Origin of the sequence: Ferrimonas pelagia (genome assembly GCF_039543565.1) — a bacterium.
Lineage (GTDB): Bacteria > Pseudomonadota > Gammaproteobacteria > Enterobacterales > Shewanellaceae > Ferrimonas > Ferrimonas pelagia.
In genome coordinates this window covers 1-26,436 of sequence record NZ_BAABJZ010000094.1, presented here as the reverse complement: position 1 = coordinate 26,436, position 26,436 = coordinate 1, and the positions used below count along the sequence as shown (strand labels likewise).

At 57.3% G+C, this 26,436-nt stretch carries 22 protein-coding genes; 15 read left to right on the top strand and 7 right to left on the bottom strand.

From position 1 onward, the window contains the following. Nucleotides 1–985: 985 nt before the first annotated feature. From ABEA08_RS15555 to ABEA08_RS15545, 3 genes are all read left to right on the top strand, one after another. The gene (locus ABEA08_RS15555) at nt 986–1,303 is read left to right on the top strand and encodes a hypothetical protein (protein ID WP_345336281.1); all 318 of its coding nucleotides are present in this window, start codon (nt 986–988) and stop codon (nt 1,301–1,303) included. A 242-nt stretch (nt 1,304–1,545) separates the two neighbouring features. Then, the gene (locus ABEA08_RS15550) at nt 1,546–2,067 is read left to right on the top strand and encodes a hypothetical protein (RefSeq protein ID WP_345336280.1); all 522 of its coding nucleotides are present in this window, start codon (nt 1,546–1,548) and stop codon (nt 2,065–2,067) included. Nucleotides 2,068–2,159: 92 nt separating this feature from the next. Further along, on the top strand, nt 2,160–2,540 hold the full coding sequence (locus tag ABEA08_RS15545) for a hypothetical protein (protein ID WP_345336279.1): 381 nt from the start codon (nt 2,160–2,162) through the stop codon (nt 2,538–2,540). A 424-nt stretch (nt 2,541–2,964) separates the two neighbouring features. Here ABEA08_RS15545 and ABEA08_RS15540 read toward each other — a convergent pair whose 3' ends face one another. Together ABEA08_RS15540 and ABEA08_RS15535 are read right to left on the bottom strand one after the other, a co-directional pair. After that, nucleotides 2,965–3,834: a mechanosensitive ion channel family protein gene (locus ABEA08_RS15540; protein WP_345336278.1), complete on the bottom strand. Its 870-nt coding sequence runs from the start codon at nt 3,832–3,834 to the stop codon at nt 2,965–2,967. Between the two features lie 77 nt (nt 3,835–3,911). Continuing rightward, entirely contained in the window at nt 3,912–4,556 is a 645-nt protein-coding gene (locus ABEA08_RS15535) for a hypothetical protein (protein WP_345336277.1), read from the bottom strand. Between the two features lie 251 nt (nt 4,557–4,807). On the opposite strand from ABEA08_RS15535, the gene ABEA08_RS15530 reads away from it, so the two are divergent. The 5 genes from ABEA08_RS15530 (at nt 4,808) to ABEA08_RS15510 (ending at nt 11,572) form a co-directional block, all read left to right on the top strand. Next, the gene (locus ABEA08_RS15530; protein ID WP_345336276.1) at nt 4,808–5,566 is read left to right on the top strand and encodes a Crp/Fnr family transcriptional regulator; all 759 of its coding nucleotides are present in this window, start codon (nt 4,808–4,810) and stop codon (nt 5,564–5,566) included. A gap of 33 nt (nt 5,567–5,599) precedes the next feature. Then, nucleotides 5,600–6,058, top strand: a complete 459-nt coding sequence (locus ABEA08_RS15525; protein ID WP_345336275.1) for a YaiI/YqxD family protein — start codon at nt 5,600–5,602, stop codon at nt 6,056–6,058. A gap of 207 nt (nt 6,059–6,265) precedes the next feature. After that, nucleotides 6,266–8,437, top strand: coding sequence for a M3 family metallopeptidase (locus tag ABEA08_RS15520; protein WP_345336274.1), 2,172 nt, complete (start codon nt 6,266–6,268; stop codon nt 8,435–8,437). Nucleotides 8,438–8,610: 173 nt separating this feature from the next. Further along, on the top strand, nt 8,611–10,743 hold the full coding sequence (locus tag ABEA08_RS15515) for a M3 family metallopeptidase (protein ID WP_345336273.1): 2,133 nt from the start codon (nt 8,611–8,613) through the stop codon (nt 10,741–10,743). Nucleotides 10,744–10,813: 70 nt separating this feature from the next. Next, a complete protein-coding gene (locus tag ABEA08_RS15510) occupies nt 10,814–11,572 on the top strand; it encodes an SDR family oxidoreductase (RefSeq protein ID WP_345336272.1) in 759 nt (252 codons plus the stop codon). Between the two features lie 83 nt (nt 11,573–11,655). Here ABEA08_RS15510 and trmY read toward each other — a convergent pair whose 3' ends face one another. Next, on the bottom strand, nt 11,656–12,255 hold the full coding sequence (trmY, locus tag ABEA08_RS15505; protein ID WP_345336271.1) for a tRNA (pseudouridine(54)-N(1))-methyltransferase TrmY: 600 nt from the start codon (nt 12,253–12,255) through the stop codon (nt 11,656–11,658). Nucleotides 12,256–12,514: 259 nt separating this feature from the next. On the opposite strand from trmY, the gene ABEA08_RS15500 reads away from it, so the two are divergent. The 3 genes from ABEA08_RS15500 to gndA all read left to right on the top strand — a co-directional run bounded on the left by ABEA08_RS15500 (nt 12,515) and on the right by gndA (nt 17,502). Further along, on the top strand, nt 12,515–14,131 hold the full coding sequence (locus ABEA08_RS15500) for a GMC family oxidoreductase (RefSeq protein ID WP_345336270.1): 1,617 nt from the start codon (nt 12,515–12,517) through the stop codon (nt 14,129–14,131). A 92-nt stretch (nt 14,132–14,223) separates the two neighbouring features. Then, nucleotides 14,224–15,069, top strand: a complete 846-nt coding sequence (locus ABEA08_RS15495; RefSeq protein WP_345336269.1) for an MOSC domain-containing protein — start codon at nt 14,224–14,226, stop codon at nt 15,067–15,069. A gap of 915 nt (nt 15,070–15,984) precedes the next feature. Then, on the top strand, nt 15,985–17,502 hold the full coding sequence (gene gndA, locus ABEA08_RS15490; RefSeq protein WP_345336268.1) for an NADP-dependent phosphogluconate dehydrogenase: 1,518 nt from the start codon (nt 15,985–15,987) through the stop codon (nt 17,500–17,502). Nucleotides 17,503–17,621: 119 nt separating this feature from the next. Here gndA and ABEA08_RS15485 read toward each other — a convergent pair whose 3' ends face one another. Then, a complete protein-coding gene (locus ABEA08_RS15485) occupies nt 17,622–18,236 on the bottom strand; it encodes a hypothetical protein (protein ID WP_345336267.1) in 615 nt (204 codons plus the stop codon). Nucleotides 18,237–18,268: 32 nt separating this feature from the next. Beyond that, complete coding sequence (locus ABEA08_RS15480) at nt 18,269–20,734, bottom strand: bifunctional diguanylate cyclase/phosphodiesterase (RefSeq protein WP_345336266.1); 2,466 nt, start codon at nt 20,732–20,734, stop codon at nt 18,269–18,271. Nucleotides 20,735–20,905: 171 nt separating this feature from the next. Here ABEA08_RS15480 and ABEA08_RS15475 point away from each other — a divergent pair, with 171 nt between their 5' ends. Continuing rightward, nucleotides 20,906–22,162, top strand: a complete 1,257-nt coding sequence (locus ABEA08_RS15475; RefSeq protein ID WP_345336264.1) for a dicarboxylate/amino acid:cation symporter — start codon at nt 20,906–20,908, stop codon at nt 22,160–22,162. Between the two features lie 46 nt (nt 22,163–22,208). On the opposite strand, the gene ABEA08_RS15470 is transcribed toward ABEA08_RS15475, so the two are convergent. Continuing rightward, nucleotides 22,209–22,556 (bottom strand): MaoP family protein, encoded by a 348-nt coding sequence (locus tag ABEA08_RS15470; protein ID WP_345336263.1) that lies wholly within the window; start codon nt 22,554–22,556, stop codon nt 22,209–22,211. Between the two features lie 216 nt (nt 22,557–22,772). On the opposite strand from ABEA08_RS15470, the gene ABEA08_RS15465 reads away from it, so the two are divergent. Together ABEA08_RS15465 and ABEA08_RS15460 are read left to right on the top strand one after the other, a co-directional pair. After that, the gene (locus ABEA08_RS15465; RefSeq protein WP_345336262.1) at nt 22,773–23,591 is read left to right on the top strand and encodes a LysR family transcriptional regulator; all 819 of its coding nucleotides are present in this window, start codon (nt 22,773–22,775) and stop codon (nt 23,589–23,591) included. A gap of 87 nt (nt 23,592–23,678) precedes the next feature. Beyond that, nucleotides 23,679–23,957, top strand: a complete 279-nt coding sequence (locus ABEA08_RS15460) for a helix-turn-helix domain-containing protein (protein WP_345336261.1) — start codon at nt 23,679–23,681, stop codon at nt 23,955–23,957. A gap of 303 nt (nt 23,958–24,260) precedes the next feature. Here the strand turns inward: ABEA08_RS15460 and udp are convergent, their stop codons facing one another. Then, on the bottom strand, nt 24,261–25,019 hold the full coding sequence (udp, locus tag ABEA08_RS15455) for a uridine phosphorylase (RefSeq protein ID WP_345336260.1): 759 nt from the start codon (nt 25,017–25,019) through the stop codon (nt 24,261–24,263). 168 nt (nt 25,020–25,187) lie between these two features. Between udp and ABEA08_RS15450 the strand changes: the two genes are divergently transcribed. Next, complete coding sequence (locus ABEA08_RS15450) at nt 25,188–25,961, top strand: TIGR04219 family outer membrane beta-barrel protein (protein WP_345336259.1); 774 nt, start codon at nt 25,188–25,190, stop codon at nt 25,959–25,961. Nucleotides 25,962–26,436: the final 475 nt, after the last annotated feature.

Sequence of the window (26,436 nt, the reverse complement as noted above, 5' to 3'; positions counted from 1 at the left end):
TGACGATGGTGACAGGCGTTATTGGCTCCCTCTTTTTGCTGACCTCAATGCGCCGATCTTGCAAGTGCTGGATTTAAGACCGCGTGATGACTCGGTACTTTGAACGCCGCTTCTTGGTGACGCTTAAGGGCGATAGATAAGGTTTCCGACGGAGGAATAGGGCGTTTATATTCGGATGACACGAGCTGTGGTTCACTATCTTTTGCCAAGCACCATGGGTGGAAGGGGGCAGCCTTGCTGTTTGTGTCGAACTGTCCATTATTTTTATGTTTTTATATTTTTATCTTAGTGCGTTTGCTTTGAACATGACTGAACGCCTTACTTCAATGGCAAAGCGAGAGTCTTGATGGCAGCGCGCCTTGGGCAGGTGGATGATACTGATAGTCGGTGTTGCGTGCTTCGGTTTCTTGCTGGAGAGGAACACCGGCGTACCCATTGCCATGCCATAGCAGCAAGCCTGCAGGTTTTATGTTTATCTATGCAAACAGCGTCGTGTTTTATGGCTTTTATATCTGATCATAAAAATATTGCCGGTTCGGGAACGGACATGGTGGAACGTAATGTGTGTCGTGTACTGCGGGCGACTGGCTATATTCCGACGGAAGGCGAATTATCTTAAGTATTGCGCCAGGCTCATAGAAACGGCGTTGATTGCCGCTGCACGAATGAATCGTTGTTTGTGGTTACGGACTTGTGCTGCAGGTAGTGAAAATAGATTGCCAATTTTACTGAGCCCGGATATGCAAAGTTCGGGCGAGGCGATTTATACGCGATCTCAAGTTGAGAAAATATGGTAGTGATGATGGATCATAAAACGATTTGGTCATGATGGTTGCAGCCGCGATGGCCGTATCCGGTTGTGCGGATTATGGGAAAGACGGGGTTGCTGGAGCGGGAGGCTTAGAGGGAGCTGGGTTGGACACCACTGTTTAATTTCTTTGACGTGACACTGGTAAAGGCGATCAATCACTGTGTGTCTGGCGGCATGAGCGTGTTCGAGTTTGAAGCGGCCGATCGTACCACCTTAAGTGAAAGTTTCGATGCTGGTTATACCGGTGTGACGCTGCGGCATCACTCAGAGGCGAGTGGTGCTAATGCCTACGAAAGTCGCTCGGCGGTAACCGGTGATAGCTGTTCTATCTGCCACACCAATGAACACAACGACCACAAAATGGGCGCGTATGCTGATGGTGGTTTAGCTTACATCGCCTGTCCACAACAACGGTCGGGATCGCAGCGTAGTAGCAACGGCACTCGGCTATGGCTCAATGGTTCACCGTCGACTTTGGGCTGCGGACCGTGATAACGACGCTGAGTGGATGAGCAGCTCTGCTGCGGCATTGAACGCGACAAATGGCGTTGCTTGTCACGCCGACGGCATCAATAAGTACCACGTGTTTGAGCGTCCATACCGGCAGAAACGCAGGCGTCTTGGCGGTATGGACGCCGCTGCGCGTTTCCCTGCAAGTCCATGTAAAGGCGCCTGACGGTGCCTTTTTTTTGTGGTTATATCGCAAGCCATGAGCAATTGAAGGGAGCGCGAGGGTGCGTAAGTTAGCGATTTTGAGTGGGCTGCTCTGGGCTTTTTGCGCGAGTGCGCTTGGTGCCGCGCACGTCGAGTATGTGGCGGTGACGGGCGAGCCGTATCTGCACGCCGCTTATGAGTTTGATGACAGCCGGGCGGGTGCCTATTGTGCCGATGTGGCGCTGTTCGAGCGAACCGAGGACGGATTCGAGCAGCAAAGCATTGCCGGACTTTTGGCACAGGGCACGCTGAAGCAGGTTGAGCTCTATCTGCATGGCTATCAGGCTCACCGTCAATATGAAGGGCGGATCAAAGAGCATTTTGATCAACCGGATGGCCGCCGTACCTTCTGTTTGCCTTATTTGCATCGTGGCTTTGGTAATGAGGGGCTGATGGCCGCCAGCCGTGTTGAATTGACTGGGGTAAAGACCAAGGCGTTGGTGGCTTGGTCTCAGCCGGTGGACCGACGCTTCGCCGTCCAGGCGACCGAGTTTGAGGCCTCACCTGCGCGAGATAAGGGCTGTATAGACTGTCACCGTTGAGCGCTGGTACGGCTTTGAGTTGCGCAAAGCGAGCCGGTGTCTTACCCTCCTGCCATCCCCTTTTGGGAAGTCGATAGATTAAGGTATCCATCATGTCCGTTATTGCCGTTGAAAACGTGTTTACCGTTGAGCAGAAGCCTCATCACAAGCCACGTCACCTGAAAAAATTCGCGATTGGCCCATTTGCGCAAACCTGCGTGGAGTTTCGCTTTGAAGGTGATATCGAGAAGTTCGATGGCGTGGACGATGCCCTGACCGAACTGCAGAATGAGCACGGCTGGGATCTGTTCATTGCTTACTTCAACAACCGATATCATGTTGCCGTGAACTTTTTCACCGAGCAGGAAGCGCAGGATAAAGTGATTGAGCTGGTGCAGGGGGTGGTCACGACCGCTCTGGGCGCGCAACCAGACTTTACTGTCTTGGCGGGCGACGCCAATTACGGTGACTGGGATTCCTCTTACGCTGAGTAAGTGTGTGACCTTGGGTTTGATAAAGCCGCCCTTTGGGGCGGCTTTTTGTCTCTATCTGCTTTTTTAATACCCTTTGGGTTAAGGCGATAACCCGCATTATCTTGGACTTCGAGCGTCGAGCTTGTCCGTGAGCTCAGTCGTCGCGTGCAAAGGACACTTCATGCCGGGATCACCGTAAGCTATTCGATCTCACTGAAGGCCATTCTAACGATTTCTAAGGGTGGAGAGTTCTGAGTGCTGAATCACGATGCGGGAGAATGGGTTTATCAACCCGTCCTGCAGCGGATAAGTGCACAAGGTCGTCAGTGGGAGAGGGCTAATGTGGTAGGACAACAGCAGCGACGGCGAAGCTAAAATTCGTATTTTCTCTTAGCCAAAGCCCGCCAATCGGCGGGCTTTGGCGTGTCTAGGCATTCTTTGGGGCTCAGATGCTGTCGGTCCCCTGCAGGTGATCGGACAGGCCGTGATGATGCACATCCCGCTGCGGGTAGGGGATGGTGATGTTGTTGCGATCAAACGCCAGCTTGACCTGTTCGATGACGGCAAAATGCACCTCCCAGAAGTCCTCGGACTTGACCCAGGGGCGCACCAGCAGATTGATTGAGCTGTCGGCGTGGGCGCTGACGAAGATCTCCGGTGCCGGCTCGCTGATGATGCGCGGATCGTCGCTGAGCACTTTGGCCAGCACCTCCTTGGCCAGGTGGATATCGTCGTCGTAACCGATGCCAAAGGTGAGATCGATGCGGCGGGTGGGCTCGCAGAACAGGTTCTTGACGCAACCATTGGAGAGCAGGCCGTTGGGGATCACCACCTTTTGGTTGTCCATGGTTAGCAGTATGGTGTTGAAGATCTGGATCTCTTTGATCCGGCCGACAAAGCCTTGGGCTTCGATCACATCGCCAAACTTAAAGGGCTTGAACAGTAAGATCAGCACGCCACCGGCGAAGTTGGCCAAGCTGCCCTGCAGCGCCAAGCCGATCGCCAGACCGGCGGCACCCAGCATGGCAACCAGGGAAGCGGTTTCGACCCCGATCATCGAGGCAAAGATCACAATGAGGATCAGCTTTAAGCCGACGCTGATGATGCTGAGCAAAAAGCGCTGCAGGGTGACATCGACCTTAGCGCGATCCATCGACTTGTCGACGACCTTGACCAGACCACGGATAAACCAAAGCCCGGCAAACAGCACCATGAAGGCCAACACCAGCTTAGGGCCATGGGTGAGGGCAAGCTCCACCCCTTTCTCGGCCATATGCTCCAATAGCACCAAGCTTTGCTCTACGTTTTCTTCCATCTCAAGACTCCCTGTATTGATCAATACGCTGTCTTAAAGATGGTAATAAATTGAGTGCTTTGCCAATTTTACTGGGGTTAGGCGCTGTGGGCGGTCAAAGGAGGGGAGCGGAAGTGGCCCCGCAGTAGAGGCAGTAGCTGTGCCTGTTGCAGCGCCGGATCGGCCGTGACAACACGCAGTGTTTTGGCCTCGGCCAGGGTGAGTGCTAGGGCGCGGATCTGGCTGCTTTCCAGTCCGGTGAGTTTGGCGGCCCACTCAGCGGTTTTGGGCTTGGCGTCGGGCCAGCCCAGCAGATATCCGCGGTAGCTGTCGGCTTCGCTGAGCCAGGGCAGCTCGTTGTTGGCCGGGGCTTGCTCGGCGGCGAAGCCATAAACATGTTGCTGGATGAAGTGATGATCGAACGGGCTGCTGTCCAGCTCGACCAGCCAGACATAGAGTAGCGCATCGATCAAAGCCCAGTGGCTGCCCTCCTGGATGGCGATATGGGTGCCAAGCTCCGGGTGTGGCTCTGGGCTGAGCAGGATGATCTCCTGCGGCGACGGCGCGCTGAGCTGAGGCAGTGGCTGGTGCCGGCAATGAAAGATAACGATGAGATCGTTCGGCTGCGCGTCAGGCGCGGACAGCGCCGTGAAGGGGAGTAGATCACCGGTAACCGGTTTGGGCGCGAGTGGCGAGATCCGGTTTTGCACGACGCTGAGCAGTTCTATCCGTTGTTGAGTCATGGCATGTTATCGTGCTGAATTGATCTGTGGCTTCAAAAGCCTTGAGTGTTAGATGTTTCACAGAGTAGAGGGTGAGAGGGGCGGCAAGTGTCATCTGGTTGACACTCAACAAGGCTCAGGTCGACAGTTTTACATTTTGCTACACCGTGAACCCAGCAACGGCGGTAGTCTAATGGTTATATTTCTGCTGCTATGTGGTATTTCCCTTTTTGTCTTCTATCGCTGCTTCTGTCTTAACTTGTTCTAATCGTTTGGCCGGTCTCAGTTGGCAGCAACAGCTGATCCGTTGCGGCTGTGATGCGGACGACGTGACGGAGGTGGAGCGAGCGGGCAAGTGGGTTGAACTGGCCGAGGGTGAGATCTTTGGCATGCATAACGCGTATCGGGGATTGATCCAACTCGAACAGGGCTGCTTGGCGCGCGAGTACACCCTGATGGATGGCCGTGATGGGATCTCATACCTCTTTCTCAGTGGCATGGTGTTTGAATTGGAGCGCAATGAGCTGTTCTACTATTTGCCCTTGCACTACCGGTGCTTAACGCCAGTACGATTTCGCTTGATACCGAGCGAGGCGCTTAAGCGGTTAAAAGCGCAGAGTCAGGGCGTGCAGCGTTATGCTCGGGCGCACAGTCAATTTGTCGCGAGTCAGCTGGAGGAGTTGGCGATGCTGCGGCAGATGTTGAGTAAAAGGGACTTTGTCTATCTGGCTCTGTTGCTGATGCATGATGCGTTCGCCAATAGAGGCTTGCACGCTATCCCATTCAGTGACGACATGTTGTGTCGGATCACCGGAACCACCCGGCAATATTTTAATGGCTTAATGCGGGATCTGGTGAGCAAAGGGTTGGTGCAAAAGAGCTATTGCAGCTTGTCTGTCATCGACATAGATGGGGTGCGCGCCTTGATGACGGATGACTATTACGGTGAATACGTGGTGCGTCATCAGTTTTTCAATGCTCAGGGGCGGATAGCCGAACCACCGAGGGCGCTGGAGGGCGGCTGGGGGTGATACACTGCGTCTTTTTACAGTAGAGCACCCACCATGAGCTGCCCCACTATCTATGTTGATGCCGACGCTTGCCCGAAGGTGATCAAAGAGGTCTTGTTTCGCGCCGCCGAGCGTGCCCAGATCCCACTGATCCTGATCGCCAATCAATACATACCGACGCCGCCTTCCGCCGTCATTCGCGCGGTGCAGGTCAGTGCCGGTTTTGATGTGGCTGACAATGAGATCGTTCGCCGCTGTGCCCCGGGCGATCTGGTGGTCACCGCCGACATTCCCCTAGCCGCCGAGGTGATCGAGAAGGGGGCGCTGGCACTCAACCCGCGCGGTGAGCTCTACACCAGAGACAATGTTCGTGCCCGCCTCAATATGCGGGACTTTATGGATACGCTGCGCAGCTCCGGCGTCCAGACGGGCGGGCCACCACCGCTGTCACAGCAGGAGCGGCAAACCTTTGCTAATGCGCTGGACCGCTACTTACGCCGTTTGCAGCGCTGAGCAGTGTCGCCTGGGCGCGGCCGGATCAGGCGCTCGGCGATCCTGTCCATGTGTGTTCAGTCTACTTTTCATTGAACACACATACTTTGTTACCAATCGGTGAGCAGCGGATCTGCTCATCGGTGTAATCTGTTTTGGAATTTTTTCTTTTAATACAATGATGAACCGGCTCGACAAGGATGAGCCGGTGTTTACAAGGAGCGTCGAATGTTTCACTTGTCGGGAGTCCGCCCAACCCTGATCGCCACCGGCTTGGTGCTGGCCCTTGCGGCTTGCAGTACCAACGCCCCCGCCCCTGGCTTATCGTCCGTTGCTGACAGCGCCATCAGCCTGCCAGCCAGCAATCCCTTTTACGCTGTCAGCACGCTAGATTACAAAACACCGGATTTCAGTCAGATCAGCGATGCCGATTTCAAGCCGGCCTTTGTGGCGGGGATGGCACAGCAGTTGGCGGAGATGCAGGCGATTGCCAACAACCCGGAGCCGGCGACTTTCGACAACACCATCATCACGATGGAACAAAGCGGCGCCCTGTTGGGGCGGGTTACCAGTGTGTTCTACAACCTGTTGGGGTCGACCAACAATGATGCGCGTCAGGCACTGGCGACCGAAATGGGTCCCAAGATGGCCGAGCACTCCGACAACATCTACCTCAATGCCGCGCTGTTTGCCCGTATCGATAGCCTGCACGCCCGCCGGGCCGAGTTGGGCTTGAATGCCGAGGCGATGCGTCTGCTGGAGGTGACCCATAAGCGCTTTGTGATGGCGGGGGCCCAGCTAACGCCGGAGCAGAAGTTACAGGTGCGGGCGATCAACAAGCAGTTATCCGAACAAACCAACCTGTTCAGTCAGAACGTGCTCAAAGCCAGCAGCCAGGATGGTGTGCTGGTGAAGGATGTGTCACGGCTGGCAGGTCTGAGTCAAGGACAGATCAAAGCGGCCGCGGCGGCCGCGAGTAAGGCGGGTCAGGAGGGTCAGTACTTGCTGAGCCTGACCAACACCACACGCCAGCCGATCCTGACCGATCTGCAGGATCGGGCGCTGCGCGAGCAGATCTGGACCGCGTCGGCCACTCGGGCGACCCGTGGTGAGTTTGATAATACGCCGGTGATCCAATCCATCGCCAGTCTGCGGGCCCAGAAGGCGGCTCTGTTTGGCTTTGACAACTGGGCCAGCTATATCCTGCAAACCACCATGGCCAAGACCCCGGAAGCGGTTCGGGATCTGTTGGGCACCATGGCGCCTAAGGTGGTGGCCAATGCTGATAAAGAGGCCGAAGCGATTAAGGCGATGATGGCGGCGGAAGGGGTCGATCATGAGCTGGCCCCTTGGGACTGGTTCTATTACGCCGAGAAGGTACGTCAGCAGAAGTACAATCTGGATCAGGCCCAAGTCAGCCAATATCTGGAGTTTAATCGGGTGCTGGAAGATGGGGTGTTCTACACCATGAACCGCCTGTTTGGGATCAGCTTCAAGCCGCGGCCGGATCTGCCGGTGTATCACGATGACGTGACCGCCTATGAGATCTTCGATGAACAAAACGCCAGCCTAGGCTTGTTCTACGCCGACTATTTTGCCCGCGAGGGCAAGCGTGGTGGCGCCTGGATGAGCACCTTTGTCAGCCAGAGCCACCTGTTGGCGGATAAGCCGGTGATCGTCAATGTGATGAACATCCCTAAAGCCGCCGAAGGCCAGCCGCAGTTGGTGTCCTTTGATGAGGCCACCACCATCTTCCATGAGATGGGCCACGGCCTGCATGGCCTGTTCTCCGACGTCAACTTCCCGAGCCTGGCCGGCACGTCGGTGTCCCGTGATTTTGTCGAGTTTCCTTCCACCTTCCAGGAAGACTGGGCATTCCACCCAGAGGTGATCGGTAACTACGCCAAGCACCATGAAACCGGTGAGCCGATCCCGGACGATCTGCTGGCCAAGGTGTTGGCCGCGGCTAAGTTCAACCAGGGGTTTAATACCCTGGAGTACTTGTCGGCCGCGCTGCTCGACATGGAGTGGCACAGCATCGGTGTGGAGCAAAGCATTGACGATGTCGCGGCGTTTGAGCAAGGGGCACTGGCGCGCAATGGCGTGGCACTGTCGCACATTCCTCCGCGCTACAAGTCCAGCTACTTTAACCATATCTTCTCCTCGCCGACCGGCTATTCGTCCGGTTACTACGCCTACATGTGGAGTGAGATCTTGGCGGCGGACGCCTTTGCCTTTGTCCGCGACAATGGCGGGTTGAGCCGGGAGAGTGGTGAAGTGTTCCGCCGCAAGATCTTGGCGGTGGGCAACAGTCAGGATCTGATGGAAGCCTATAAGGCCTATAAGGGCGACGAACCCACCACAGAAGCCTTGTTAATCCGTCGTGGGATCCTGCTGTAACTTCTTAGCAAGATATTGAAAAGCCGGCCATTTGGCTGGCTTTTTTGTTTGTCTTAATTTTCGTCATTTGGCCGCTTTTCGCTTGTTGGTGCGGTGACAATGCGGGTATGGTCGTTTGTGATCGAAACCGGCCCCAATAGTCGGATCCACCCCCCTTTTCAAGGAAGAGAATTATGCACAAGCTCGTTTGGCTTGCGGCGCTGTCGTTGCTGGTGGGATGTGGCCATTCGTCGGCCACGCCAGAGCCCAGCGTACCGGCTCTCCCGTCCCTATCGGACAGCAATCCGTTCGCCAGCGTCAGTCCGCTGGCTTATCAGGCCCCGGATTTTTCGCGGATCGATGATCGGCACTTTGCCCCAGCTTTTGACGCTGGCATGGCGGCTCAACGGGCCGAGATCGCCGCTATTCTGGGGAACCCAGAGCCCGCCTCGTTTGAGAATACGGTATTGGCGCTGGAGCTCAGCGGTGAGCTGCTGCGCCGCTCCCGGCGGGTGTTTAATCACCTGGTGGCGGTGGAGAGTCAAGCTCAGCGTCAGGCGCTGAAGGCGGAGTATGCGCTGCGGTTCTCCGAGCATAATGATGCGATCTATCAAGATCGTGCCTTGTTTGCCCGGCTCGATAGCTTAATGGTACCCAGTCAGGGTTGGCAGAGGGAGGATCGGCGTTTGTTGGAGCAGACCCATCAGCGTTTTGTCCGCACCGGCGCCCGGCTCAATGAGGCTGAACAAGCGCGCGTGCGTGAGCTTAATGGCGAGATCGCCCAGTTAACCAATCAATTTGGCGAACATCTGCTGGCGGCCACCGAAGCGGCGGCGGTCTGGGTAGATGATGTGGCGTGCCTGGCGGGGGCGAGCGAGCGGCAGATCCGCGCCGCTGCGCGGGCGGCGCAAGAGGCCGGTCAGCCTGGGCGGTATCTGCTCCGGCTCAGCAGCACGACCCGGCAGCCGCTGCTCAGTCAGTTAGACAACCGAGCCTTGCGAGCGCAATTGTGGCGCGCGTCGGCCCAGCGGGGCAGCGAGGCGCCGTTTGATAATCGTCAGGTGATCTTGTCATTGATGGCGCTGCGCTCGGAAAAGGCCGCCCTGTTGGGCTATCAAAGCTGGGCCGAATATCGACTCGATAAGCAGATGGCGCAAACCCCGACCGCGGCGGCGGCGCTGCTGAGCTCTATGGTGCCACAGGTACGGGCCAATACTGAGCGGGAAGCGCAACAGCTGCGGCAGCAGATCGCACTGGACGGCGGCGACCATGAACTGCAGCCCTGGGATTGGTTTTATTACGCCGAGCGGTTGCGGCGCGAGCGTTATCAGTACGACAGCGATGAGCTAAGCCAGTATCTGGAGTTTGACCGAGTGCTGGAGCAAGGAGTGTTCTTCACCATGACACAGCTGTTCGGGGTGCGGTTCGAGCGGCGCACGGATCTGCCGGTGTACCACCCGGATGTGCGGGTGTACGAGGTGATTGATCATGATGAGCGCCCTTTGGGGCTGTTTTACGGTGACTACTTTGCCCGGCCGGGCAAGCGCGGTGGCGCCTGGATGGCCAATCTGGTGCATCAGTCGCACCAGCAGGGCAGTCGGCCGGTGGTGCTGAATGTCGCCAACCTGCAGCGCGCCGCCGATGGCGAGCCGCAGTTGCTCACTCTGCGCGAGGTGAAGACGCTGTTCCATGAGATGGGGCATGCGCTGCACGGCTTGCTGTCGGATGTCCGCTATCGCAGCCTGTCTGGGACGGCGGTGTCACGGGACTTTGCTGAATTCCCCTCTAAATTTCAGGAGGACTGGCGATTTCATCCCGAGGTGATCGGCCGCTATGCTCGCCACCATCAAACCGGGACGCCGATCCCGTCGGCCCTGCTGCAGCGGGCGGTGGCCGCAGAGCGGTTCAATCAGGGGTTTGATACCTTGGAGTATCTGGCCGCGGCGCTGCTGGATCTGGAGTGGCATAGCTTGACGGCAGACCATGGTGTTACCGATGTGGCGGGCTTTGAGGCTGAGGTGTTGTCTCGCCATGGTGTTGCTCTGCCGTTCGTGCCGCCTCGCTATGGCTCGACCTACTTTGGTCACGTGTTTGCACGGGGTTATTCCGCCACGTATTACGCCTATCTGTGGAGTGAGATCCTCGCCGCGGATGCCTTTGCCCATGTGCAGGCGCAAGGCGGCTTGAGCCGATCGCAGGGGGAGGCGTTTCGCCGGGCGATCCTGAGTCAGGGCAACACCGACGAGTTGATGACCTTGTATCGCAATTTCCGCGGCAAGGCGCCGGACACCCAGGCGTTATTGCGGCGGCGTGGGATTGTGCTCTAGTCGGGCCTGGGGCAAGTTAAGGGAGATCTGGCCGTTTTGCGGCCGGCGAGAGCAGAGACAGGGAGTGTGTATGGGTAAGGTGAGGCAGGGGATCGTGATCACCGGCGCCAGTTCCGGGCTGGGACGGGAGATGGCCAGGCAGTTTGCGGCGATGGGGCGGGATCTGGCGCTGTGCGCGCGCCGGACGGACCGACTGGATGCGCTTAAGTCGGAGCTGGAGCTGGCCTACCCGGCCATACGGGTGTATGTACGGGCACTGGATGTGAATGACCATGAGCAGGTGTTCGCGGTATTCAATGGGTTTCGGCAGGACTTTGGCGGCACCATCGATCGGGTGATCGTCAATGCCGGTATGGGCAAAGGCGCCTCGGTGGGCACCGGTCATTTCGAGGCCAATAAGCAGACGGCCATCACCAATTTCGTCTCCGCCTTGGCGCAGTGCGAGGCGGCGCTGGCGATCTTCCGTGCGCAGAATGCCGGCCACCTGGTGACCATCTCCTCGGTCAGTGCGGTGCGCGGTTTTCGCCGGGCCTTGACCGTCTACGCGGCCACCAAGGCGGCGTTGACCTCTTTGAGTGAAGGCATGCGGGTGGATCTGCTGGGCACGCCCATCACGGTGACCACCGTGCATCCGGGCTTTATCCGCTCTGAGATCAACGGCCAGGTTGAGAAGATGCCGTTCATTGTCGATACCGAAACCGGCTGCCGGGCCATGGTTCGGGCCATTGAAAAGGAGGGGGCCAATGTCTATGTACCGGCCTGGCCCTGGGCCTTGGTGCAAGGGTTGTTGCGCTGTCTGCCGCTGTCGCAGCTGAGGAGATTCAGCTGAGGAGATTCAGCTGAGGTCGGCGAGCGCGCAAAAGGGGCCAACATCGTTCGATGTTGGCCCCTTTTGGACGTTTGGCGGCTGGCTTAGCCCTGACGCAGATCCAGCTCGTTGTGGATCAGCACGATGCATTGGGAGGCGAACAGCATCTTGGGCCCCAGACTCATCTTCTCCACACCCAGGCGCTTTAAGCTGTTGTAGCTCTTTTTCGGCATCGGGATGTGATCGGTCAGCAGGAAGCAGCAGTCGCCGGCAAATTCCTGCTCGCGAACGCTGTCGCCTTTCTTGTCCATCATGAAGATCTGATAGTCGGCGGCCAGCTCCGCCACCAGCTTTTCAAAGCTGATGGTGCGCACGGTAATGCCGGACTCCACCTGACGCAGCTGCTCTTTGCCCATGCCTTTGGAGGCATCCAGCGCGGTCACCACCTTGCTGATCAGCGCTTGCTCGTGAAAGCCACCGATGTTGCGCAGCTCATTGGAGGTGAAGGTGATGGTGCGGGAGTAATCCTGGGTGCTCTCCAGCACCAGATGGACGATGACGTCTTCGCGGTGCGACTGGGCCACGAAGATCCCATTCATCAGGGTATGGGCCAGGATCTCGGTGTGAGCGTCGTTGCCGACACCGGCCAGCAACTTTTGACTATCGGTTGGAGCGGCGCGGGCTCGAAGTACAAATGCGCGCATAGGGATCACCTTGTGATGAACGGATCTCGCCATCGGTTGGCGAAATGAATTGCTCGCAAGTATACCCGCCTGTTAGCAAAGCTCTAGCGTCGCGTGACAGGTTGGTGGGCGCCGAGTCGCTGATGAGACTATGGCTGTGGACGCCAGGTCTGTCTTCTGGTGGGGAGTCTCATTGTCAGCGGAGTGAAAAGCTTGTTATTAATAGTGGGTTACATTCCTGAGTGTTTGCATATATCAAGAAGATTGCAGGGAGCTTGCTATGGACGCGTCATCGGAAATGCTCGGACACTACGATTACATTGTGGTCGGCTCAGGTTCGGCGGGAGGGGTGCTGGCCAATCGTTTGGCAAGCTCGCAACAGCATCGGATCTTGCTGCTGGAAGCGGGGCCTAAGGACGTCAACCCGATGATCCATATGCCTGGAGGCACCGCAGAGGTCGTCAAGAATAAGCGACTCAATTGGGCCATGGACTCGGAGCCGCAGCGTCATCTGGATCATCGCCGGCTGGCGCAGCCGCGCGGAAAGATGCTCGGTGGCTCGAGCAACATCAATGGCATGGTGGCCATTCGGGGCAATGCGGCGTGTTATGACCACTGGGCCGCCTTGGGCAACCAGGGCTGGGGCTATCGGGAGCTGTTGCCGCACTTCAAGTCGATAGAAACCTGGTGTAACGGGCAACCCAGTGAATTTCATGGGGACCGCGGCGAGTGCCGGATCAACCCCACCACATTCGATAACCCGCTGCTGGAGCGATTCGTTCAAGCGGGGCGGGAGTTGGGGCTCCCTGCGAACGACGATTTTAATGGGCGCTGCCAGGAGGGGAGCGGGCGTTATCACGCGAATGTGCATCGGGGGCAGCGCCAGGGCACGTCGAAGGCGTTTATTGCGCCGCTCAGGGGCCGGTCGAATGTGCGCATCGAAACCGGCGTCTTGGTGGAAAAGGTGCTGCTCGAAGGTGGCAAAGCGGTCGGCATTCAGGCAACGCGCAAGGGAAGGGCGCTGCACTTTAGGGCGAATAAAGAGGTCATCCTATGTGCCGGGGCGTTTAACACGCCGCAATTGTTGATGCTGTCGGGGATAGGCAACCGGGCCAAGCTTGAGCCGTTGGGGATCGCGCTGCAACACCATCTGCCGGGAGTGGGGGAAAACCTGCAGGATCACTTAAGTTTGCTGATGAATTACCCCTGCTCTGAGCCCTATTCCATGAATGGCATCGCCAATAGTGCCTGGGCGAAGCTTAAGGTTGCCGCCGATTACTTCATCCGAAAACGCGGCCCGGCCAGTCATAACATGGTTGAGGTCGGGGCCTTTTGTCACTCGATGGCCGGTTTGCCGGCGCCAGACATTCAGCTGCATCTGATGCCGACATTGATGTACAACCTGACTGACACGCCGCCCGATCAACACGGCGTTTCGGTGCGAGCTTGTAATTTGACTCCTCTTAGTCGTGGTGTGGTTGAGTTACACAGCGCGGATCCGCAGCAGCAACCGAAGATTGATTTTCGATTCCTGTCCGATCCTCGGGATCTCCCAGTGCTGTTAACCGCATTTCGAACGGTAGAGCGGCTGATGCAGGCCAAGGCGTGGGGCGGGATCATCGGGCCCGAGACCAAAGGCGGCAGTGATTGCCACAATGATGACGCGATCCACGCTTTTATTCGTGCATACGTGGGCACGGATTACCACCCGGTGGGCACCTGCAAAATGGGCCAGGATGAGATGGCGGTCGTGGACAATCAACTGAAAGTGCATGGCATTGATGGCTTGCGGGTAGCCGACGCATCAATCATGCCGACGATAGTGCGGGGCAACACCAACCTGCCATGCATGATGATTGGCGATAAATGTGCACAGCTGATCTTGGCGCAGACTTGAAGATCGGCGCTGAGAACGCTGAAAGCCCTCTATTCCTCCTCCGCTTAGCGCTATGATGCGGGGGAAATCCAACAAGAACAGGAGCCCGCATCGTGCGCATTACCGATCTCTATATCTACCCGGTCAAATCCCTGCAGGGGATCCATCTGACGCATTCGAGCCTGAGCGTCACGGGCTTGCCCTGGGATCGACACTGGATGCTGGTGGATGGCAATGGCCGCTTCGTTACCCAGCGTCAGTTGCCGAAGATGGCCACCATTGCGACGGCGCTGGATGATGAGTGTTTAACGTTGCGCTGTGGTGAGGCGTGTTTGACGCTGCCGCTGGAGCAGGCCCAGGCGGATCTCACCCCCGTTCGGGTGTGGGATAGCGAATGTCAGGCACGGGATGAGGGGGCGGTCGCTTCGGCTTGGTTTACCCAGATATTGGGCGAGTTTCGTGGTGCACCGTTACGTCTAGTGCGTTTCAACCGCGCCCAGCCGCGCCATATTAAGGCCAAGTATCTGCATGCCGATGAGGAGTCCCATACCGAGTTTGCCGACGGCTTTCCGTTCCTGATCGCTTCGCAGCAAAGTCTGGATAGTCTCAATGCGGCGCTTGTTCAGGCCGGTGATACGCCGGTGGGGATGGAACGGTTTCGGGCCAATATCGTGGTGGATGCGTTTACGGCGCCGTTCGATGAACTGTTTGAGCACAACTTGCGTCACAGCGATTATCAACTGGCTATTCGCAAACCCTGTGAACGCTGTCCGATCACCACGTTGGATCAGATCACCGGCGAGCGGCCCAACGCAAAACAGCCGCTGCGCAGCCTGATGACGTTGAACCCGCTGGAGAAGCGCGGCGCCTACTTTGGCGGCAACGCCATCTTGACTGGCGGTGTTGGCGCTAACATCCGGGTGGGAGATCTGTTGGAGTGTGAGCCGGTGCAAGACTAGGGTGGTTTTTGTGGGGAGTAGAGTAAGTCTGTGGCGTAATGGGTGATCCCTGTCGGCGTTCGCGTACACTGACGTCCGGGCCATTACTCACCCCAAAAAGCGCTCGGCAAAGAGAGGTTTCCCACCCAATTTGCCATCAATAAAGCGCCCCCAAAAGCCTGACAAGCACGAGTAATGGCCCACCCCCCCTCTTCCATACGTCGAACCCCGTCGTTGTGCGCGCAAAGCCATTGGCGCGGCTGTCCATGTTTGTCGACGACATGGTTTTTTCCCTTCTTGGTTGGCTTATTTCCCCTTTCATCAAATGCTTACGCTGCCTTGTCCGTTCGTTCCCGAGTGGCTTTCTGCTGCGGCACGTGGCGGTGGCAATATGGCGGCAGCGTGGTGATAACCTGAGACGTCATGCGCGGGTTGCCTCGTTTGATTGGCGGTGAGCTGTCTTGTCACAAACATAATGGTGATTAAGTTACACCATCGATCCGACGTTGTGGCGCAATGTGAAAAGCTGAGCGCGCGCTGTGTGGCGATGATAGGGCGATATACCGAGCATGCTGATGCATTTTTGTCTCCGGTAGCACCGCGGTTAAAGTGAGAGCAAAGCCTGTTGGTGTGAGAAAAACCGCGTTATCACACGCAAATGCTGTGATGGGGTGTGAATTGGCGTGAGCCAATGCGTCGGTGGAGCGTGAGATCCTTGCTGGAGCACTCCCTTATTGTGATCAGGGTTGCGCGTCGGCGTGATAGTGCGTGCGTTGTCGCGGCGTGAGGGGGCTTTTGTGGTGTGTGTTCAAAGATCTCGCACTTAACCTCCAGAAACCAAAATTAACGGCCTTTCACACTTACGCGCAGTCCGGCCAGTATGTATAATCCGCCCCGATTTTAGTTGTAGTAACTTTCTTTCAGGGGAAAACGCACATGGCGCTTTGCGATATTGGTTTTGTAGGTTTGGGTGTGATGGGCAAGAGCCTGACCCTGAACCTGGCGGACAACGGCTATCAAGTGGCCGCGTTCGATCTGGACCAAGGGAAAGTCGAGGGCGTATTGGCGCAAGATCGGTTGGAAAACAAGACCGACGCCACCCGTGTGCAAGGTTGTGAGTCCTTTGTCGATCTGTTGGCCAAGGTCAAAGCCCCCCGCACCATCGTGCTTTCTGTACCCGCAGGGGCCCCGGTGGACAGCGTATGCCGCAAGTTGATTGAAGCGGGGATCGGCCCGGACGATACCGTGGTGGATACCGGTAACAGCCTGTGGAGCGACACCGTACGTCGTGAAAAGATGTACGACGGTCTGTTCATGTTCTTCTCGACCGCCGTCTCTGGTGGCGAGCAGGGCGCCCGTTTCGGTCCTTCCCTGATGCCGTCGGGTGATCGCCGTGCTTGGGAGCGCATTAAGCCGATGTGGCAGGCCATCGCCGCCAAGGTGGATCCAAAAACCGGCAAGCCGATCGAGCGCGCTGAGCCGGGGAACCCGGTCACCGAAGGCGAGCCGTGTGCCGAGTACATAGGCCCGAACGGTGCCGGTCACTACGTGAAGATGGTGCATAACGGCATTGAATACGCCGATATGCAGCTGATCTGCGAAGCCTACCACGTGATGCGTGATGCGCTGCAGATGAGCCCCAAAGAGATCGCCGCGGTCTTCCGTGAGTGGAACCAGGGCGTGCTGGACAGCTACCTGATCGAGATCAGCGCGGAAGTGCTGGAGGAGATGGACAGCGCCACCGATGCGCCGCTGGTGGATGTGATCCTGGATCGTGCCGGCCAGAAAGGTACCGGCATGTGGACGGCGATGAGCTCGTTGGAGCTGGCCAGCCCGGCACCGACCATCACCGCGGCGGTTTACGCCCGTGCCATGTCGGCGCTGAAGAGCGAGCGTGTTCACGCGGCATGCATTTTGCTAGGACCGCAAGGCGAGAAGCCAAGTGAAGCGGAAAAGGCGGCTACCATTGCGCAGCTGCATGACGCGCTGTACTGCTCCAAGATCTGTGCTTACGCCCAGGGCTTCCAGCTGATGGCCAGCGCTGCCCGCGCCAATGGTTGGACCCTGGACTTCGCCGCCATCGCCAAGATCTGGCGTGCCGGCTGCATCATCCGCGCGGTGTTCCTGCAGAAGATCACCGACGCGTATGTACGCAATGAAGATCTGGCCAACCTGCTGCTGGATCCGTTCTTCGTTGACGAGATCGCGACGCACCAGATGAACTGGCGCAAAGCCATCGCCAACGCCACCGTGCTGGGCATTCCGTGTGGCGCGTTCAGCTCTGCGCTGGCGTACTACGACTCCTACCGTCTGGAAACCTTGCCAGCGAACTTGCTGCAGGGTCAGCGCGACTACTTTGGTGCGCACACCTTCGAGCGTACGGATGCACCTGCGGGTGAGATGTACCACGTTGAGTGGGGCACCGCTGAGCGTGCCATGCATAAGATGGGCTGATCCCCGGCGCGCTTTGCGCTTGATGATCGCCGGATGGTGAACGAAGGCCTGGCTCTTGAGTCAGGCCTTCGTGTATTTGGCCGTTGGGATCATGGGTTGTTGGGGTTGGCGACGCCGGGCTAGTAGCGGGTCAGGATCAACAGGCTGTGATTGAATGAGTCGATGATCTGCAGGCGCATATGGGCGGGCAGCCGGCGCTGGGTTAGCAGGCGCTGGCGTGCTTCATTGTGGGCAAAGTCCAACTCGGCCAGGCAGCGGCGTTGACGGCAGATCCACTGAGGATCCAACTCGGAGCCGAGCGGGCCAAACCATGCCGTGTCCGGCCAGTTATGGCTAGACCAGTCTCCCCATTGTTGCGTTGCGTGAAACTGCTGCCAGCGTTGCCGGATCTGCACTTCGCCTGAGGGGTCGGCTTCCGGAGCGGGGCCGAGCAGGGTAAAGCCCAACAGCTCAATGCCGTTATCGTCGGCTAGGTAGATCTGATCGCGCCACTGAACCGGCCCTTGATGTTGATGGTATTGCCGGGCCATGGATCCAAATTGGGCGTCCGTTGGGGCGATCCAGGCTGTGGCAGCGGCGTTGGCGTCGGCGCGGTGGACGCGTGCCAGCGGGGCACTGGGGATCGGGCTGGGCACCAATTGTGAGCGCACCGTGGGCAGAGCCTCTGAGCCTGAGCATTGCAGTAAGGCGCCCGTTAGGATGAGGGCGTAGCCGGACAGAAGCGCGGTTTTCATGGGGCTCCCCAACAAGAGTTGTTGGGGTTATGTTATGACGACTTTGGGGAGATGTGGGGCTGTTTTCCGGCCAGGAAGTCACTGACTTGTTCGGCGGGAAGGGGGTGCCCCAGTAGGAAACCCTGACCGTAATGGCAGCCCATTGTACGGAGCTTTTCTATCTGCTTTGGGCTGTCGATCCCTTCGGCATTGACCTTAAGCCCGAGTGAGCGGCCGAGGCTGAAGATCGCTTCGATCACGGCTTCGGCACGGGGATCGGACTCCATCCGGCTGATGAAGCTGCGATCGATCTTCACCACATCCAGGGGCAAGCGGTGCAGGTGGCTGAGCGAGGAGTAACCGGTACCAAAGTCATCCATCATCAGACGGATCCCCGTGCGGCGAAGCTGGTTGAGGATCTCAGTGGCTTGATCCAGGTTATGCAGTAATGAGCGCTCGGTGATCTCCAGCAAGAGGGACTGTGGCGGCAGTTGTGCCGCTTTGAGCGCTTGCATGATGATATCGAGTGCATCACTGCGGTCGAACCAGTCAGCGCTGAGGTTCACGCTCAGCCCGGTGCGTTGCAGCCGTGGGTACTTCTTCTGCCAGTGGTTAAATTGCTGGCAGGCGTGGCCTAACACCCAGCGATCTAAGCTGTGCAGCTGATGGGTTTCCTGCATCAGCTCGATAAACTCTGCCGGGTAGAGCAGCCCGCGCTCGGGGTGGCGCCAGCGCACCAGGGCCTCAAAACCGACCAATTGCTCGGTTTTGAGTCGCCACACGGGCTGGTAGTGGACCTCAAACTGCTGCTGCTCTAGGGCGCGCTGCAGTTCGTTCTCGAGCTTCATCCGATGCAAGGCGGCGTCGCGCATGCTGCTGTCGAACAGCAGTGGTGCCCCTTGGCTGGTTTCTTTGGCTCGGTACATGGCGACATCGGCATCTCGCAACAGGCCGGTGGGCTCGTTGTATTCCGGTGCGCCCAGGGTGACGCCGATCGCTGCACCGCTGTAGATCGCTTCGCCGTCGATGTAATAGGGCTTGAGCAGGGCTGCGTGGATCCGCTGCGCGGTGTGCAGCGCATCCGTTGGGCAACTGAGGTGTTCCAGCAGGATGGCGAATTCATCGCCGCCTAAGCGCGCCACCGTATCTGAGCCTCGCAGGCAGGCATTGAGGCGTTCGGCCACCTGGCGCAACAGCTGATCTCCGGTGAGGTGGCCCAGTGAGTCGTTGATCACCTTGAAGCGATTGAGATCCAGATACAGCAGGGCGTAATTAAAGTCACTTTGCCGCTGCTTGAGCGCCAGCACCTGATGCAAGCGTTGCATGATCATCGCGCGATTGGGCAGGCCGGTCAGATCATCGTGCAGGGTATCGTGGCGCAGCTGCAACTCGATGCGGCGGCGCTCCTGGATCTCCCGCTCGAGCTCTGCGGTGCGCTCTTGCACTGTGGTCTCCAGCGCTTGCTGATCTTGCGCCAGCCGCTGCTGGGTTCGACGCGTGCCGATTAAGTTGGCTAACAGCTGAGCGAGATTATCCAGGATCGTCAGTTGTGTCTCATCATAGCCATTGGGATCTTGATGGTCTTGCAGCACCACGGCGCCGAGTAACTCGTCGCCGTGGTACAGCGGCGCCCCAAGCCAGCACAGGCACGGGGGAGCGCGCTCGGGGCGCTGGCAGTGCGCGTTGAGTTGCCGTAATTGCTCGGCGCGTAGGAGCATGGGTTTGCCTTGCTGCAGCAAAGACTCGGTGAGCGCCGGATCGAATGGATCGGGCGTTGAGCCCGGCTCGGGACGCGAGGAGCGATAGGGAAAGCTAAGCGGTTCGGGCGAGTTCAGCAGGGCAAGATGGCCGTGATCGTTGCGGATCAGCTTTGATATCAGCCGATGAAACTCGGGATAGAGTTGATCCAGCGGCGCGGAGGATTGGCTGAGCCGGGTGATCGCGCACAGTACCTGAAGATCTTGCTGTTGGGTGCAGCGGCGCGCGGGCGCTGGGCAGAGAATGGGCTCCAGCCCTTGCGCCAGTGAGCCCGTTAGGCGCTCAAGCCAGTGCAACTGCTCGATGTCAAAGTGTTCATCGTGGCGACTCTGCAGGCCGAGGGCGCCGAGTAATCGACCATGCTGCTTGAGTAAGATCCCCATCCAACTCTTGGGGAGCGGGTATTGGGGGGCACGGTGAACTGGACTCAGCAGGGCGCTGATCTCGAACTGGCCAAGCAGGACGGCGTGATCATGGCGCTGCAAGCAGTGCAAGAGCTCGGTGTCCGCCGGTGCGCGGTTGGGCGCCGAGCTCCATAGGGGGACGAGGCGATCGTCCCGAGCAGCAGCCAGGGTCATATGGCAGCCGGGCAGGTGCGCCTCAAGCCAGCTTTGCAGGGCTTGAGCACATTGCTGCAGCTGTGGGTTTTGCTCGGCCAGCAGTAGGAGCTGCTGCTGAAGCGAGAGTGTCGGTGTTGTCTCTAGCGCTTCTGGCTGCATCATTCCTTGATTAGTCAGTGTTTTATCTCCTTTTTTCGTCATCATTCTGCCATTTTGTTCGGCCACTCGCCAGTCGACTTGCCGCAGTAAGATTTGGTTATGATCTTATGCCTGCGATCTCGCTCACGTGGCGCTTGCGCACCGCTGGGGTGAGAATGGAATTCAGCTAGAATCGCGACCGCATAATTCCGATTGATACTGAGACTTTGACTAATGACTGCTGGACCGACCGTTTCGAACTCTGTTTCACTGCTTAAACGGTGGGGCACCGTGCCTTTGTGGGGCAAGATCCTATTGGGGATGGCGCTGGGGATGTTGACCGGCATCGCGCTGGGCGAACACGCCGCCTACCTCAAACCCCTAGGGACGCTGTTTGTTAATACCATCAAGATGTTGATCGTGCCCTTAGTGTTCTGCTCTCTGATCGTCGGGATCACCTCTATGCAGGATACCCAGAAGATGGGCCGGATCGGCATAAAGTCATTGGGCTTCTACTTGGGAACCACCTCGGTGGCGATCACCATAGGTTTGGCGTTCGGTCATTGGTTCGCCCCTGGGGCGGGCTTATCCTTGCCGCTGCCAGAGATGGCCAGCAGTCCGGTGCAACAGGCGCCCTCTTTTGTGGATACCTTGGTGGCGATCGTGCCGGAAAATCCCGTGGCAGCGTTGGCGCAGGGCCAGATCCTTCAGGTGATCGTGTTTGCGGTGGCTCTTGGGATCTCACTGGTGATGATCGGTGAACGTGGCCGTCCCGCCATCGCGGTGTTTGAGTCGTTGGCAGAGGCGATGTTTAAGCTGACCGATCTGGTTATGCGGTTAGCCCCCTATGGCGTGTTCGCCTTGATGGCTTGGGTGGCGGGGCTGTACGGTTGGGAAGTATTGCAGCCGCTGTTGAAGGTGATCGTCGCCGTCTATCTGGGCTGCATGCTGCATATCTTTGGTTTCTACGGCTTGGTATTGGCACTGGGCGCGCGTCTGAACCCGCTGCAGTTCTTTAAGAAGATCTCCGATGCCATGGCGGTGGCGTACACAACCTCCAGCTCGGCGGGGAGCCTGCCTGCGTCGATGAAGTGTGCAGAGCGCGTTGGCGTCAATAAGCGGATCTCCAGCTTCGTGTTGCCACTGGGGACCACCATTAATATGGATGGCACTGCGCTGTACCAGGGGGTCTGCGCCCTGTTTGTGGCGCAAGCGTTCGGCGTGGATCTGACCATGAGCCAGTATCTGACCATCATTGCGACGGCGACCCTGGCGTCGATCGGCACGGCGGGCGTGCCGGGGGCCGGACTGGTTATGCTGACCTTGGTTCTGACCACCGTTGGCTTGCCGCTGGAAGGCGTGGCGCTGGTGGCCGGGATCGATCGGATCTTGGATATGGCCCGTACCGTGGTGAATGTCTCCGGTGATCTGGTCGCTACCAGCGTGATCGCACGCTCTGAAGGTGAGCTGGATACCCGCGTCGAAGCGTAACGTCGGCCCGATCAGCGCGCCAGCCCTCGAGGCTGGCGTCGTTGTTTCAATCGTCCAAGATGGCCAATGAGCGGGCCGGCGCGTTGTCGGCGAGAGAGGCGGAACTGCCAATGGAGAACAGGCGTTTTCCGCGGCTGTTTTTCAGGTACTTCAGCCAGACCTTTTCCAGCTTGGTGCTCGCCTCCTTATGACCCTGACAGATCAGAACGAACCGTTGCTCATCTGGGGTGCTGGGCGTGCGCAGACCCAAGCTGAGTTGTTGCATGGCCACGCCGTACTGTTCGAGCAGAGCGGCTTCATGGATGGTGAACGTTCCGCTGCGACGAAAGCCGCGGGGAAAGGCACCGTCATCGAAAAATAGTTGCTGACTTTGGAAGCTTTCCATTGCACTCATAATACGTCTCCCTGACCTCTTGATACAGTGTGTACACTGGCAAAATTATATGAGAGAGCGATGACAGTAAACGCAAAATATTTGTTGTTTAAGCAAAAAATCATTCGTTTTCACATGAGGTTGTATGTCGGGGTGGACAACGCTCGGTGGTGGGTTGTTTACTGGGAGGACGGCAGGCGACTCTGCGATCGGATTTTCATGGTGGATGGAGCCAAGATGGATACCGAATTACTCAAAACCTTTCTGGAAGTTCACCGCTGCGGCCGGTTTAGCCGGGCTGCCGAGCGTCTATACCTGACCCAGTCCGCTGTTAGTTTTCGTATTCGTCAGCTTGAGCAAGGTATGGGTCACCCGCTGTTTGTGCGTCAGCGAAGTCAACTGAGCTTAACGCCGGCCGGGGAGCGACTGGTTCCTCATGCCGAGGCGATCTTGGCCGCCTTGGCGCGTGCTCGACAGGAGCTTGGCGCCCACTCCCTGTCTGATCGTCATGCCTCACTCGGTGCCAGCGGGGATCTGTGGGATGCGGTACTGGGTGACGTAGTACCTAGGCTCTGTGCGGCGCTGCCGGAGTTAACCCTGCGAGCTGAGGTTGCGAGCGAGCGAGAGATGCGTCGTTATCTGCTGGAGCAGCGGCTCGATCTTGGTGTCATGCTGGAGCCGCCAAAAACCGAAGGACTGAACAGCGAAGCCATGGCTTGCCTCGATCTCTGGCCTGTGTCCGTCGACGGGACCCAAACACGCTATGCGCATATTGGCTGGCCGGCCTTGGAAACACACTTCAGTGGCGTTGAGGTCGAGCGGCCGATCCCCGCACTGATGGCGGGAAGCTTTCGCATCGCCCTAAACTACGTGCTGCATGCTGGGGGCTGGGCCTATCTTCCCTATTCGTACATTAGTCGTATCCTGCAGCAGCAACGGTTGCAGCGGATCACTTCGGCGCCACCGCTGAGTCAGCCGGTATACCTCGTTTGGGCTAAACAGAACGACAATGTGCGCGTGCGTCAGTGGCTGCAGTCGACGTTGTCTGCACAGTAGGAGAACGCCATCGATGTGGGTTAGCCCTGTGTTTTAGCGCGTGGTTTTGGGTATTGTGGCGTCAGGCTAAAGCAAAAAGGAAGTGTGATGTTAAACCCGACATTTTGTCGTCGAGCCATTTTACTGTTGGCCATTGAGCAATTAGAGCGCCCGTCGGTCCCTGAATTGATGCGGTATTTACAGTGGCCTAGACGAACGATCCAAGACGTGATCAAAGCGCTGCCCGGGTTTGGAGTCGATATCACTTTTGTCGAAGACGGGGTGCGCCATAACGATGGCTACTATCAGATCCGCCATTGGGGTGGGATCGATCGAGATTGGGCCTATCGTCAACAGGAGCAACTACAAGTGGCCCTGATGAATTAGCTTCGATGGCAAAACGCTGGCTGTTGTTAACGTGATCCGCTTAAAAGAACGGCAATCCGCCGGCCGGTTTTTCTAGGCGCTACTTATCGCCTCGATATAATCGAGCTCGATCACCGTGATGCGGTGTAAATTCCGAGTCGTTTAAGGTAGTGGCATGAGCAAGAAAAACAGCAATATTGATGGGATCACCGCCGTCGCTTTTGGTGGGATGAGCGCGTTTCTGTATGTCATCGTACAGATGTTCTAAGCCAGCCTCCCGATGAAAAGCCGAACGTCTTAGCGTTCGGCTTTTTTGATCCGGCCTTAAGCGAGCATGCGTCGAGCGGCGTCAACCACGGCCGCGATGGCATCCTGCTCGGTTTGCGCCATCAATGACTCGGACGGGATCTCTTGCTCGGTACGATTGACGATCACCCCGGCGATACAGCCTGCCTTTAATCCGAGTGCAGCGCACATGGTTAGCAGTGTTGCAGACTCCATCTCATAGTTGAGTACCCCCAGTTCCTGCCACTCTTGCATTGAGCCCTGAAAGCGCGACGTGACCCGCCCGCTGTAGGTGTCATAACGCTCCTGTCCCGGATAGAAGGTATCCGAGCTGGCCGTGATCCCAACAACGGGGCTATGTCCTTGTGCTTTAGCCGCTTCGACCAAGGCCAAGGTGCATTCAAAGTTGGCAACCGCGGGGTATTCCATTGGTGCGAAGTGCTGACTGGCACCATCAAGGCGAACAGAGCCCTGAGTCACGATAAGACTGCCAACGGCGATGTTTGGTTGGATGGCGCCGGTGGTGCCAATGCGCAGAAAAGTGCGGATCCCCAATTGTGCCAACTCCTCAACCGCGATAGAGGTTGACGGACCACCAATGCCAGTGGAGCAGATCACTACAGCGTGGCCATCCAACATGCCGACATAGCTGGTGAACTCCCGAGTTGCGGCCAGCGGGGTTGGGTCATCCATCAATGCCGCAATGCGTTTGACCCGCTCGGGATCACCGGGAACGATGGCGATGCTTGCGCCCTTGAGCATGGTTTTGGTGAGTCCTAAGTGGAATACATCACTCATCTGTACAGAATCCTTATACTTGATTGAAAGCCAAGTTTAGCCTGAGTTGTTCTGGCTTTCTAAAGGGATCTCAAGATCAAAGCTACAAGCAGTCACGGGTGACTGGTATCTTGTTTATTACTTCGGCGGCAAAGGGCCGCACAGGGACGGATAAAGAGGTAAGAGACGATGAGAGTAGGCAGTGTGTTAATCGTATTGGGACTGTTGGCCACACCTATGGCGCAGGGCGATACCTTAGGGATCTACGCCGGGGCTGGCTATTTTTCTGGCGATGTCGGCGGCACGTTAGGCGACGAAGGTGTTTCGCTGGAGAATGAGTTGGGATTCAACGACAGTAACAGTGGGTTTCAGGCCTACATTGCCTTCGAGCATCCAGTGCCCATCATTCCCAATATCAAGCTCGCGACCTTAAGTTATGACAATCGTGCCCAGGGGATGCTGGATCAGGATTTTGATTTTGGCGGTGCAACAGTGCCAGCCGGGTCGACCACCAACACCCTGCTGGATTATCGGCACACAGATATCACCCTCTATTACGAGTTGTGGGATACCGGGGTTGATCTGGATCTGGGGATCACCGCGAGACAATTCGATGTCGCCACTGAGTTGGCTTACAACGAGGGCATCATGGATAGGGTGGCGGGAACGGTCGATGAGTCATTGGATGAATGGGTACCTCTTCTATATGGTGCGGCTCGGATCGATCTCCCCTTAACCGGTCTGTACGCCGCGACCGAGGTGCAGGGCATTGGCTACTCCGGCTCCAGCTTCATTGATTATCAGGTCAAGCTGGGTTGGACGCTGGGATTGGTCGCATTGGATCTTGGCGTGGAAGCGGGTTACCGCAATATCACCATAGACGTAGATGAAGACGATGTGGGGGATCTCACCAGCAACGTCGACATTGATGGTTGGTTTATCAATGGCGTTGTGCACTTTTAGGCCAGCCAGGACCAATAGAGTGAAGAAAACGCGCTTCGGCGCGTTTTTAGTGGGCTAATCCGTGGCGAAAAGGCGCAGAACTGAGCGTATTGCTGGGGATTTAGGCAAGCGAGCGTGATTCAACAATAAAGCCTTGCTAGATAAGAACGCTTCCCTATAATGCGCATCTGTCGACGGGGACAAGGCTTCTAAGCAAACGTTGGAAACAACGGGTTAGCAGCGGCTCTTGTCAAAAAGACAACGGTTGAAAAGAAAGTTTCCAAACGGCCTTTACAACCCCGGAGAACAGCGTATTATACGCCTCCTGCTTCGGCAACGAAGCGAACCTTAAGTCAGCATGACTTAAGTGCTCTTTTACAATTTGTCAGACAATCTGTGTGGGCACTCACGCAGGATTGAGAAATCATCATTTCTTAATGCCTATTGAGTGAACACACGTTTTATTCAGTATTCATTGAGTAAGTCTTCGGACTTA